This is a genomic window from Herbinix luporum, from assembly GCF_900070325.1.
GTDB classification, from domain to species: domain Bacteria; phylum Bacillota; class Clostridia; order Lachnospirales; family Lachnospiraceae; genus Mobilitalea; species Mobilitalea luporum.
The window spans coordinates 1846248-1859048 of sequence record NZ_LN879430.1; the positions used below are offsets into that span (position 1 = coordinate 1846248).

The window sequence follows — 12801 nt, forward strand, 5'->3', positions numbered from 1 at the left end:
ATATGCCAGCTCCCCTGTTTTTCGATAAAAGTGTAACATATAATACTATGAAATTCAAGCAATCATTCTATATTTGGAATTTTTAAACATCATAAAGTATATTTAATCATCTATCTGTTTTATACAACTTAAGCTGAACTTATAGCTCATTATGAGCTTCTAGGACAACCGATTCTATAGTCTTTGGATTAATTATTTCTGTTATATTAAGATTTTCTTGTGGTTTTTGCTTATTCTTTAGATATAATAAATATTCAATATTACCCTCGGGACCCTTAATCGGTGAATAACTAAGACCCTGATATTCAAAACCTATTTGAAGCCCATAGGATAATACTTGATAAATTACCTCCATATGGACCGATTTATCCCTAACTACTCCCTTTTTACCTACCTTTTCCCTGCCGGCTTCAAATTGTGGCTTTATTAGGCAAACCAGCTCACCGTCTAAGCTCATTAATTCTTTTACCGGTTGAAGAACTTTTGTAAGAGATATAAAGGATACATCTATTGATACAAAGGATATATTATCTTGTATTTGATCAGGGGTAAGATAGCGGATATTTGTCTTTTCCATAGCCACTACCCGTTCATCCTGCCTAAGCTTCCAAGCCAATTGGTTAGTTCCTACATCAACTGCATATACCTTGGCAGCACCATTTTGCAGCATACAGTCTGTAAATCCTCCCGTAGAAGAACCTACATCCATGCAAATCTTTCCTTCTAAATTAATAGGAAATACCTCCAAGGCCTTCTCCAGCTTTAAACCTCCACGGCTGACATATTTAAGCTTTTCACCTTTTATTTCTATCTTTACATCCACTGAAAATGTGCTTCCTGCCTTATCTTCCCGCTGTCCGTCAACAAATACATTCCCCGACATAATGATTGCTTTGGCCCTCTCCCTAGACTGGGCCAAATTACGATTTACTAAAAGCACATCCAGTCGTTCCTTCATAATAATCACGCTTTCTTATGGTCTATAAATATTCTTCTAAATTATATATTTAAAATTGCAGCTCATCCAGTATTTTTCTTGTAATACTTTCAGCATCAAAATCTAATCTTTCAAATAATTCACTGACTCCACCATGTTCAATAAATTTATCCGGTAATGATATGTTAATATGCCTTATATCTTGCTTATTATTTCTGCAAAGAAAATCTGACACCTGTTGGCCATATCCCCCGATTCTTACGTTTTCCTCCATAGTTATAAATACATTATGATTTTCTGAAAGTTCTTCTAGAATCTCACAATCCATTGGAGATACAAAGCGGGTGTTAACCAAGGTTACCTTAATATTATAATCATTTAGTCTATTCTTTACCATAACAGCGGTCTTTACCATGCTTCCCACTGCCAATATGGCTATATCACCGGCTTTATCAATAATTTCACTTTTACCCAGTCTTATAGGTTCCCTATTTTCCATAAGCCCGGTATATGCTTCTCCCTTGGGATACCTTATGGCTACAGGCCCCTCATAGGATAGGGCAAATTCCAACATTTCTTCCAATTCCCATTTGTTTTTTGGGGCCATAACAACCAGATTTGGTATATGGCTTAAATATGACAAATCAAAAATACCTTGATGGGTTTTACCGTCCCTGCCGGTTATTCCGGCCCTGTCTATGGCAAAAATCACAGGAAGATTATTGATACATACATCATGAATAATCTGATCATATGATCTTTGTAAAAAGGTAGAATATATGGCTACTACCGGACGAAATCCTTCTGCAGCCATACCGGCAGCAAAGGTTACCGCATGTTCCTCTGCTATTCCTACGTCAAAAAACCTATCGGGAAAATGTTTTTTAAACGAACTCAGTCCCGTTCCATATGGCATGGCAGCCGTTATGGCTACCAGCTTATTATTCTTCTTCCCCATCTTTACTAAGGCAGATGAAAAAACCTTAGTATAGGAAGCTGTCTGATTTTTTGCAACCGGCTCACCGTTATCGATATAAAAAGGATCAATTCCGTGGAATCTGCTGGGGTTTTTTTCGGCAGGTATATATCCCTTACCTTTCTTAGTAATAACATGGATAACCACAGCTTTATTAGCCCTATTTGCATTCTTTAGGGCCGATAGTAAACTATTTATATTATGGCCATCAATAGGGCCGATATAGGTTAGACCCATATCCTCAAATAACATATTAGGAAGCATAAAATACTTAACTGCATCCTTAGAACGTTTTAAGCAGTGAACTATTTCCCTGCCTCCGGGTATCTTCCTGGTAAGTGCATTTTCCATACTTTCCTTAAAACCTGTATATCTGGTATTGGTTCTAAGTTTCGCCAGATAATTGGCCATACCTCCCACATTTTCCGATATGGACATATTATTATCGTTTAGGATAATTATCATATTAGATTTGAGTCTGCCGGCATTATTAAGGGCTTCAAAAGCCATGCCCCCTGTCAGTGCACCGTCTCCTATTACGGCAACAACTTTATTACTTAGGCCTTTTAAATCTCTGGCCTTAACCATTCCTAAGGCTGCTGATATTGCTGTTGAACTATGCCCCGTATCAAAGGCATCACATTCACTTTCCTCCCGTTTTGGAAAACCGCTTATGCCGTCTAACTGACGAAGAGTTGCAAATTGGTCTTTTCTTCCCGTTAAGAGTTTATGGGTATAGGATTGATGCCCAACGTCCCAGATTAACTTATCCTTGGGAAAATCCATAAACAGATGTAAGGCCATGGTAAGCTCAACGACACCAAGATTAGATGCCAAATGTCCACCGGTCTTACTTACATTTGAAATTAAAAATGATCGTATCTCCTTTGCAAGTCTTTTGTAGTCCTGGGGTTTTATACTTTTTATATCATTGGCTTTGTTTATATTATCCAGTATTCTGGGCAATTTCAACACCTCATTTCAAAGGCTTTAATCTTATAAAAGCTACTTATCTCTGTTCATTAATTTAATAATTAAAGATTCCAAATATTCATTCTTGTAAGGCAAAGATTCATAGGCCTTCCTTGCCCTATCTGTAACAGAGCTTACTTCTTTTATTGCCTGCTCTATATCCATAATGGCTATATAAGTGGATTTATCATTTTTTTCATCGCTATGAACAGGCTTTCCAAGTATTTTATCATCCCCGGTAACATCTAGGATATCATCCCTTATTTGAAATGCCAGTCCGATATCTGAGGCGATACTTTCTATAGTACGAATCTCATCATCCCCGGCCCCTGCAATTACCCCACCTATCATCATTGAAGCTTCAATCAAAGCTCCGGTCTTTAAAAGGTACATTATATCAAGCCTATCCTTGCTTATAGGATGCCCCTCAGATTCTATATCAATAACCTGTCCTCCGATCATTCCATGAATTCCGGCTTTACTTGATAAGATTTGAAGTGCTCTTATTATTCTTTTATATATAATATGGGCTTCCTCTAAAGTATCATCAACCATGTTAAAGGCTTTAGCTGCTGTTTCAAAGGCAAGGGTTAAAAGTCCGTCTCCTGCAAGAATAGCCATGGCTTCTCCGTATACAATATGGGTAGTCTTTCTTCCCCTGCGATATTCATCATTATCCATAGCCGGAAGATCATCATGGACTAAGGAATAAGTATGAATCATTTCGATTGCAGCCATAAAGGGATGTAAAATATTTATATCCCTACCTTCAAAAAGCCGGAAGGTTTCCAACATAAGCATAGGCCGAATCCGCTTACCTCCGGCTAAGATGCTATAATTCATGGCTTCCATTAATTTTTTATAATAGCCTTCTTCCTTAGGCAAATAGTCTTTTAGTATTTCTTCAATCTCAGATAAGCGTTTTTCTAACTCAATATTAAAGTTCATCTGTTTCTCCACTTTCACTTAAGATTATTAATTCCTTTTCCACTTTATCAATGGAATCGTTGCAGGCTTTTAATAGCTTCATACCTTCCTGATAAAGGGCAAATGAATTTTCTAAACTTGTATCTGGCTTTTCCAACTCTTCAATTATTGTATCTAATTTTTCAAAGGCTTCCTCCAATTTGAAATCTTTATCTATCATACAAACCTCCGTAACCATCTTCTATTAATATTAATTATAAACTAAATAGATTTTAAAGACGACTTGTAACGTCCCGGCTGTCTTCTACCCTTGCTTTAATATCTCCGTCCAAAAGTGAGACTGTTAGGATATCATTTACTTCTACATTTTTTATACTTTTTAGGGGCAATCCATCCTCAGTTCTAACAAAAGCAAAACCCTTTTTAAGTTTAGCCAAGGGGGATAACCCCTCTAATTTAGTTACATATAACTCCAACTTATGCTGTGCTTCATTTAATTTTCGGTTCATATGATAAGCCAACTTTTGTTCCATATCCATCAATTGCTGCCTATTTTGCTTAATCCGGTAAGAAGGACTGGCATAAAACAAACGTAACTTTAGTTCCCGTAGTTTTGATTGATGATATGTAAAATTGTGCATGGTAGCCTTGTATATCCGTCTTTTATAATCCTCCATTAAATTCATAAATACCCTATAATCATTAATTGCCAGTTCAGCTGCAGCCGAAGGAGTGGGAGCCCTAAGGTCTGCAACGTAATCGGCAATAGTAACATCGGTTTCATGGCCTACCGCTGATATAATAGGTGTAGTGCAAGCATAAATAGCCCGGGCCACAATTTCTTCATTAAATGCCCATAAATCCTCGATGGAGCCTCCTCCCCTACCAACAATTATTACATCAGGTTTTAGTTTGTCCAAAGCTTTAATGCCTTTTACAATACTTTCTGGGGCTCCATCCCCTTGAACCAAGGCCGGATATAAAATCAGCTGCACATAAGGATTTCTTCTTTTCGATATATTTATTATATCCTGTATAGCGGCACCTGTAGAGGCAGTAACAATACCGACTTTCTTTGGATAAGGAGGAATAGGCTTTTTATGATCTTTATCAAATAAACCTTCCGCCGCCAAACTTTTTTTAAGTTTTTCAAAACGTTCGTATAAGGCACCAAGACCGTCTAAAACTATACTGTTGGCATATAATTGGTATTTTCCGTCCCTCTCATATACATTAATGCTGCCCAGTACAATAACACTTTGTCCTTCCTCTAGACGAAAAGACAGACCTCTTCTTTGACCTGCAAACATAACACAGGCCAGTTGCCCCTGGGCATCTTTTAAGGTGAAATAAATATGCCCGGAAGTATGATACTTACAATTAGAAACCTCTCCCTTTACATAAATATGATTAAGATAGGGATCTTTTATAAACATGTTTTTTATATATCTGTTAATTTCAGTTACCGAATAAGCCTGTCCCATATACTACCTCATTTCTTAATTAGGTAAGTTTTGCCAAGATTCCGTTAACAAATCCGGGGGCTTCATCCCCACCAAATACCTTGGCTAATTCTACGGCTTCATTAATAGCAACCTTTATAGGTATTTCATCGTCAAAATGCATCTCATAAACTGCCAGCCGCAAAATGGTTAGTTCAACCTTTCCTATACGGTTTATAGACCATCCACTGGCAGTCTTAGAAATCATATCATCAATTTCTTCTAATTTTTCTAGTATAGACTGAAATCTATTAGTCAAGTAAGCATATTCTTCTACAGTGGGCTGACTAAGCTCAGATAAATATAAATCCATCTGATCCAACAACTCTTGTTCATTATGAAATTCTTTACGAAACAGCATTAGAAAAATATGCTCCCTTATTTCTCTTCTTGTCACGTCCATTTCCTCCTATGAGCATATATAAAATATAATTTTATTGGGGTCGATAAAACAAGGGGTGCTGCAAATACTGCCAATTCGGACAGCATCCGATGACCACCCTTGCAACATCCCCTTGTTTGTAACAATTTACTCTTTAACAATATTGACTCCTGCTATCCTGATGTTAACTTCCTTGACCTGAAGTCCGGTCATATTCTCTATAGCCAGCTTTACCTTTTCTTGTACTTTTTTCGCTGTTTCCCTTATTCCATATCCATAGTCTAAGGTGAGAGCCATATCCACCGACACCGCATCAGGACTTACCAAAACTCTAACTCCCTTAGATAAATTTTTCTTTCCAAATTTACCTGCCAGTTCATTGGTAACATTTCCACTGGTAGAAGCAACACCTTCCACTTCGGTTGCTGCAAGACCTGCAATTACTGCTACAACCTCATCGGCAATTTGTACTTCTCCCACCTTACCATTTTCATGTATTTTATATGTGTTCCTGATTTCCGGTTCTTTGTTCACGGTAATACCTCCTACGTTATAATATCTGGTATATCCTATATAACGACTTGCTTTTTATTATTATCAGTTATTATATAGTATTATACCAAACTTCTCATCTTTTGCAATTATTAATAAATTATTTTCATTATTCTTCCACCACAACAGGATTTATAGTAATTTTATCAATGGTAGTATTAGTTTCTTTAACTACAACATCTTCTATAATAGCCAGTTGCTGGTCTGACAAAGATGGTGTATTTATTACTACATTTACATCTCCATCTTCATTCATAGTGACTAAGGCATCAGCAAATCCCTTTGCCTCTAACATTACCTCTGTATTATTTTCAATTTCGGCAATATTGGTAAGTTCAATCATTCTTTCTATAATAGGCTGCTTGGAGGCTTCAGATATATTTGAACTTTCTATAAGTGCCTTTAAGTCTGCCCTGCTTCTTGCCCTATCTTGTTCTCTTTCAAGTCTTTTACTTACAAAGAAACTTCCATCCAAAGTGGTGCTGGCAAGAACAGCTTCTCCGGGTACATCTTCCCCTTCTGAATTAGCAGTATCATTTGCCGCAGTCAGTATATCTTCATCAGAGATATCTCCCAATTCCTGGGTATTGTTTGTATCGGTATCTATATCTACAGGAGTGGTTTCATCATTTTCATCGGCTGTGGTATTGGTCTCACCATCTAAGGTATTATCCGTAGTATCATCCCCCGGATCCCCTACTGTATCGTTATCATCGGTGGTATCATCAGTAGTTGTATCCCCAGTTTCTGTAGTGCTTTGGACTAAATAATCCCCTTCCAATCCACTGATTACATCATAATCCGGATTAGTTGTAATCACCGCATCATCTTCCACGGGTTTATCATCACTTGTAAAACTTAAATAACCTGCAATCACGATCATAATTGCCAGTGCTGTAATTATGATTTGATTTTTCTTGAATATATTTTTCATAAAAACCTCCTGATCAATTAATACCATCACTCATCTTCATTACCTTAACTTTATGCGTTGGAATGTTAAATAATACCTCTGCAGCCTCAACAATATCCTTTATTACAAGGACATTATCACCACCTTCGGCAATAACCACAACTCCCTCTACCTCCGGCTGACGCTCCTGCAATATGTAAGGTTGATTATCCCCATCCTCATTTGTAACAAGAACTGTGCTTTCCTCCTTTTGAATTCGATTATTCGCTCTGCTTCCGCCCTCCCCGTCCTCTTCATTCAAGCCTTCCTGAGTATACGGTACATCCTTGAGTGGGATTTTTTCTCCGGAGGTCTTTAAGGTTATCATAACCTCTACTTCTCCTATACCTTTCACTTTACGAAGGATGTTCTCAAGCCTGCCTTCTAATTCTGATATATAGGTATTCGTATCATGGCTTGTCGTATTCATATCTTTTTGCCAATCTGAGTGTTCTAGATCTATTTTTTTCTCCTTACTCCCCTTATTTCCTCCCATTAAGTCCGGAAACGTAAGCAAAATAAGCAAAATCCCTGCTACAAACATTATTATTATCCTTGGCATTCCTATATCTTTCAGGGATATTTTCTTTTTCTCCATATTTATCCTCCCTGTATACTAATATTTATATTATCTTGGTCCATATTATAGAAGTCTGATATCTTATTTTTTACATGAATTTCCTGGGGAGAAGGGATGTTGGGCTTATCGTTTTCCCTGTCTATCCCATCGGAAATTACAATTTTTTCAATATTAATCTTATGTACAGGAACCCCCTGATCTTCTTGATATCCTGCACTTATTATCATAGAAGTAATTTCCCCAAATTCCTTACTATCTAAGTCTTGATTCATGACAATATCAAAATCATATAGATAAAGCCCCTCCTCTGACAGCATATCTGTCACCTGCTTTTTTATTCTCTCTTTAATATCCCCATATAGGGCCTGCTGTTGCTTTTCTTCCATAAGCTTTAATTCCTTCTGATAATCCTTCATATCGGTCCTATAAAAATTAGAGTTTAGGTAATAATCTAGTATTCCATCCATCTTTAGTAATTTAAAAAAAGGAGACACCACAATTAATAGCAAAATCATACCTGATACGATGCTTACATATTTTTTATAACTGCTATTGCCTAAGAGGTTCATAATTATGGTATTAAGGATTAGATAAATCACAGTATTTCTGACCCAATCATATATTTCCCCCATATATAAGCTCCTTTTTCTTAAATTTTTTATACTACTTTTCCTGTTGAAATAGCAACAATGGTAACAGATATAAGAAATAAAATAGCACCTACTACAACTGCTTGAAGAAGCATTTGTACTGATTTTGCTGAGGCACTTACACATTCAACAATCCTTTTATCTGATATAGGTTGTAAGGCGGCACAACTGAATTTATATATAAAGGCTACAGTTCCCAGCTGAATTATAGGAACAGAGCAGATAACAATTATTACTACCAAGCCCGCTGCCCCAATAGCATTTTTTAATAATACCCCGCTTCCAATTACGGTTTCTGCCACACTTTCTATGGCATTACCTACTCCGGGTAGTGCAGAAGATGCTTTATATATGGCAGACCTTTTTACCTGATCGGCCACCGGCACAACCAACCCTTGAATGGCCTGAAATCCAATAACAGCTGCCAGCAAACTTCTTAATAGCCACCTAATAATAGTTTCTATCAGCTCGGCCAGTTTTGACAGCATGTCCTCCTTAGATAAATTATTGGCCAGGACGATAATTAAAAAGAAGTTAATTAAAGGTATAACCAGCTTAATAATTATCAAATCCACTAAGCTTATCAAAACTAGAGCAGCCTTATAAAAGACAAATGATGACATACTACCTGAACAAAATGCAACTGACATAAAATACGACGGAACTAAGGCCTTCATAAAATCTAATATCTGCCCGATAACCATAGAGGCTACTTTCGAAGCACTGATAAATGTACTGATTATGAGTCCAAATAGCAGTAAGTATGTAACATAATAACCTGTTTCTGATACCTGATTATTTTTAAAGGCCATAGATAAATTAGTAAATATGGCTGCAATAAGTGCAATAGATATAAGCTTAACAAAGGTTCCGATATGTGCCTTTATCTCTTCACTAATAGACTTAAGTATCTTGCCGGCTATGGATGTTAGGGAAAAGGATTCCTCTCCGGACATTAACTTTTTTACATAGTCGCCAAAATCCAAGCTACTTTTATGATCCATAATATTGTCAATTACACTTTGAATTTCATCATAATTCATATCATCGTAAAATTCACTTGATGCCAGTGCTATGCTTGTACCGTTTATGTAGAAAAATATTATTAAAATTGCCAGGGTTAACTTTAAGATAAAATTACCGGACACAAAGTCACCTTCCTTTATACCCATTTAGCCCCTAATAGGTGAAATTACTGGATAGTTAGAAAATTATTGATAGTATCAAGTAGGGCCAACAGAATCGGCATACTGATTGCAAGGATAGAAAGTTTACCGACCAGTTCAACCTGTTCTCCTATGGCATGATAACCGGAATCCTTACATAAGGCTGCCGCAAACTCCGTAACATAGGTAATACCTAGAATTTTTACCAGTATATTTATATATGCCTTATTAATCTTAATATATCCTTGCAGGCGGTTAATTGTATCTAGGATTATTTCCAGCTTACCTATACCCAGCAGCACAATAATAAAACAAGCTGCCAGACTAATATAAATAGAGTATTCTTCCTTTCCCTTTTTAAAAATAATCCCCATTAATATTGCAATTATACTAATAATAGCTACCTCAACCATATCTGCCTCCGTGTAATTTAATAAGAAATCTTATATAGCCTGTCTCTTATAACATACTAAAAAGATCCTTGATAGTTGAAAACAACTCAGTAATATATGGAATAATCCAGAAAAGAACTAAAATCAAGCCCGCCAAGCTTGTTAAAAAGGCCAATTCATCTCTGTTTGATTGCTTCAATATTTGATTTAGTAAGGAAACCAATATTCCTACCACTGCAATTCTTAATATTAAATAAATATCCATTCTAACCCCCATGTAATCCTTAGTTATATCATAATGATAGAAATAAAAATTCCGGCCATAATACCAAGGCTGTTATATAAATAAGTCTTTTCCTTTACGGTCTTAGAAAGCTCATATATTTCTTCTTCCATTTGTGCAAGAAATAAATCTAGGGTATTCATCTGCATCTCCTTATCTAGATAGCCAAGATTTTCTCCAAATTGGATTAACTGATACTTGTCCCTTTTACTAAGAGATGTATCATGAAGTTCCCCCTCCACAGCCTCTGTCCATATCTCAGAAAATGTATTTCCTAACCGTTCACTTAATCTATCAGATACCTTTGTTAAAAAGTCCTTAAAATTCCCCTCATGTCTTCTTGCTATAGAACTTATGGCTTCAGGAAGAGGGGTGTTGCCGTATCTAATATCTCCTCTTAACAGTACAATAAGTTTTTTAAATTCTTTCATGTCATTTATCCTGCATTTAAGTTGGCTGCTAAAATAAAAGCCCATTAAGCTAGATGAGAAAATAATAAGAATACATCCCATAATTTTTGTAAACAGCATCTTGACCTCCCTTTCTTCCGGTAAATAAACCACTTATTTTTCTTATATCAATATATTCTAGTAACCATAGAATCATAAATTTCTTCCAGTTGTCCTACTTTATTGATATTGCTAAGGATAATATAACGCTCAAAAATCCTGTTTTTTAACAAGTCGCCAAGAATAGGCTTGCTTTTTACATCTTCAATGGAGCTGCCATGAACCGTAGCAATCAGCTTACATCCACAGCTTATAACATAATTTATGGCCTCTATATCTTCTCTAGAACCTATTTCATCCACAGCTATCACTTGAGGAGACATGGATCTTATAAGCATCATCATCCCCTTAGCCTTAGGACAGCAATCAAGTATATCTGTTCTGATGCCCAGATCATTCTGGGGCTCTCCCATATAGCAGGCTGCAATTTCAGACCGCTCATCAACCACCCCTATATTCATCCCCTCAAGATAAGGACTGCCGTCAGAAATCTGACGGATAATATCCCGAAGTAAGGTTGTCTTACCACACTTTGGGGGAGATATAATTAAAGTATGATAGATGCTTTTTGTTTTTTCGTTAATCAGATAGGGCATTACCAAATCTGCACAGCCCTTTACCTGATGGGCAAGCCGTACATTTATATAAGAAATATGTTTTATTCCCCTAATAAAATTTCCCTGTATAATAGTCTTTCCGGTAATTCCAATCCGATGTCCCCCGCTAATTGTGATAAAGCCCTGCCTAATTTCCTCTTCAAAGGCATATAAAGAGTAATTGCTAATATATTCCATGGTCTCTTTAATTTCATTCTTTGTTATTAAAACCCCCTGGGAGGGATTGCCTACAAGGCTGGCTTCCTCAGATACAAAATACTCCTTATTCTTATAGCTAATCAGTAGAGGGCAATTGACTCTGAGACGAATTTCCTGTAAGTCATCAAAATTTATTTGAAGCTTTCCCAGTATAATTCTAAGCTTCAATGAGAAAATCTTAAGAAGCTCGTCTTTAGTTTTCAAAGCTGATCCCCCCTTAACTTATATATTTACTAAAGTGCTTATCCAATTTTTCTTCTAGAACAATATATTCCTCCTATATAAAAATATGATATTGATTTCATAAATAAATCAGCTTGCATTTTTTGTTAAATTTACTATAATAAAAGCACGACATAGGTAATTAGCCTATCAAATAAAAATAAAGGGAAAATATTTGAACAAAAAGAAACGGAGAAACATATGATATACGGTTTAATTGGCGAAAAATTAGGTCATAGTTATTCAAAATTTATCCATGAAAAAATGGTAGATGATAAATATTATTTAATTCCTTTAAGCCATGATGAATTTGATCAGTTTATGAGAAATAAAGAATTTGCAGGGATTAATGTAACTATACCTTACAAAGAAAAAGTTATAGCTTATCTAGATGAGCTTGATACTTTAGCTAAAGAAATTGGAGCTGTAAATACTGTTGTTAATAATAATGGACGACTTATAGGGTACAATACGGATTTTTATGGTCTCTTATATTTGTTTACAAGTAATCAAATTGTGGTCAAAGGAAAAAAATGCCTGATTCTTGGAAACGGAGGTACTTCCAAGACAGCCCAGGCCGTGTTAGAGACACTTGGTGCCGGAGAAATTCTTAAGGTCAGCAGAAGACCCGAAGGGGATAATACAATTTCCTATGAAGAATGCTATAAGAATCATAAGAATGCCCAAGTTATAGTAAATACTACCCCAGTGGGTATGTATCCTAATATAGATAATAGCCCTTTGGACTTGACCCCCTTTACTTTATGCCAAAGTGTGGTTGATGTAATCTTTAATCCTATACAAACCAAACTTACAAAACAAGCCAAAAGCCTTGGTATAAAATCAGTTACCGGTCTTGTTATGCTGGTAGCTCAAGCAAAACAAGCTGAGGAGTATTTTAGAGGCATTAAATTAGAAGATGCCATTATCCATAAAATTACCGAAGAATTACTTAATCAAATCATATAATAAGAAATACTAATT

At 36.1% G+C, this 12801-nt stretch carries 16 protein-coding genes; 1 reads left to right on the forward strand and 15 read right to left on the reverse strand.

Features of this window, described 5'->3' with window-relative positions:
* Positions 1-139: 139 nt before the first annotated feature.
* From SD1D_RS08585 to spoIIIAA, 15 genes are all read right to left on the reverse strand, one after another.
* Complete coding sequence (locus tag SD1D_RS08585) at positions 140-958, reverse strand: TlyA family RNA methyltransferase (protein WP_058258531.1); 819 nt, start codon at positions 956-958, stop codon at positions 140-142.
* Between the two features lie 49 nt (positions 959-1007).
* Positions 1008-2879: a 1-deoxy-D-xylulose-5-phosphate synthase gene (gene dxs / locus SD1D_RS08590; protein WP_058258532.1), complete on the reverse strand. Its 1872-nt coding sequence runs from the start codon at positions 2877-2879 to the stop codon at positions 1008-1010.
* A 39-nt stretch (positions 2880-2918) separates the two neighbouring features.
* Positions 2919-3833 (reverse strand): polyprenyl synthetase family protein, encoded by a 915-nt coding sequence (locus SD1D_RS08595; protein WP_058258533.1) that lies wholly within the window; start codon positions 3831-3833, stop codon positions 2919-2921.
* Positions 3823-4032: an exodeoxyribonuclease VII small subunit gene (xseB, locus tag SD1D_RS08600; RefSeq protein ID WP_058258534.1), complete on the reverse strand. Its 210-nt coding sequence runs from the start codon at positions 4030-4032 to the stop codon at positions 3823-3825. Before xseB ends, SD1D_RS08595 begins: the two co-directional genes overlap by 11 nt.
* Before the next feature lie 52 nt (positions 4033-4084).
* Positions 4085-5296, reverse strand: a complete 1212-nt coding sequence (xseA, locus tag SD1D_RS08605) for an exodeoxyribonuclease VII large subunit (protein WP_058258535.1) — start codon at positions 5294-5296, stop codon at positions 4085-4087.
* Positions 5297-5315: 19 nt separating this feature from the next.
* Entirely contained in the window at positions 5316-5711 is a 396-nt protein-coding gene (nusB, locus tag SD1D_RS08610; protein ID WP_058258536.1) for a transcription antitermination factor NusB, read from the reverse strand.
* A 132-nt stretch (positions 5712-5843) separates the two neighbouring features.
* Positions 5844-6230 carry an Asp23/Gls24 family envelope stress response protein gene (locus SD1D_RS08615; protein WP_058258537.1) on the reverse strand — a complete coding sequence of 129 codons (387 nt, stop codon included), beginning with the start codon at positions 6228-6230 and terminating at the stop codon, positions 5844-5846.
* A gap of 127 nt (positions 6231-6357) precedes the next feature.
* Positions 6358-7182: a SpoIIIAH-like family protein gene (locus SD1D_RS08620; protein WP_058258538.1), complete on the reverse strand. Its 825-nt coding sequence runs from the start codon at positions 7180-7182 to the stop codon at positions 6358-6360.
* Positions 7183-7195: 13 nt separating this feature from the next.
* Positions 7196-7798: a hypothetical protein gene (locus tag SD1D_RS08625; RefSeq protein ID WP_058258539.1), complete on the reverse strand. Its 603-nt coding sequence runs from the start codon at positions 7796-7798 to the stop codon at positions 7196-7198.
* 2 nt (positions 7799-7800) lie between these two features.
* Positions 7801-8412, reverse strand: a complete 612-nt coding sequence (locus tag SD1D_RS08630; protein ID WP_058258540.1) for a stage III sporulation protein AF — start codon at positions 8410-8412, stop codon at positions 7801-7803.
* 26 nt (positions 8413-8438) lie between these two features.
* Positions 8439-9602 carry a stage III sporulation protein AE gene (locus SD1D_RS08635; protein ID WP_058258541.1) on the reverse strand — a complete coding sequence of 388 codons (1164 nt, stop codon included), beginning with the start codon at positions 9600-9602 and terminating at the stop codon, positions 8439-8441.
* Positions 9603-9622: 20 nt separating this feature from the next.
* On the reverse strand, positions 9623-10009 hold the full coding sequence (locus tag SD1D_RS08640) for a SpoIIIAC/SpoIIIAD family protein (protein WP_058258542.1): 387 nt from the start codon (positions 10007-10009) through the stop codon (positions 9623-9625).
* 46 nt (positions 10010-10055) lie between these two features.
* Positions 10056-10253 (reverse strand): stage III sporulation protein AC, encoded by a 198-nt coding sequence (spoIIIAC, locus tag SD1D_RS08645; protein ID WP_058258543.1) that lies wholly within the window; start codon positions 10251-10253, stop codon positions 10056-10058.
* A gap of 23 nt (positions 10254-10276) precedes the next feature.
* The gene (locus SD1D_RS08650; protein WP_058258544.1) at positions 10277-10801 is read right to left on the reverse strand and encodes a stage III sporulation protein AB; all 525 of its coding nucleotides are present in this window, start codon (positions 10799-10801) and stop codon (positions 10277-10279) included.
* A gap of 47 nt (positions 10802-10848) precedes the next feature.
* Complete coding sequence (gene spoIIIAA, locus SD1D_RS08655; protein WP_058258545.1) at positions 10849-11799, reverse strand: stage III sporulation protein AA; 951 nt, start codon at positions 11797-11799, stop codon at positions 10849-10851.
* 219 nt (positions 11800-12018) lie between these two features.
* Between spoIIIAA and SD1D_RS08660 the strand changes: the two genes are divergently transcribed.
* Positions 12019-12786 carry a shikimate dehydrogenase family protein gene (locus SD1D_RS08660; protein WP_058258546.1) on the forward strand — a complete coding sequence of 256 codons (768 nt, stop codon included), beginning with the start codon at positions 12019-12021 and terminating at the stop codon, positions 12784-12786.
* Positions 12787-12801: the final 15 nt, after the last annotated feature.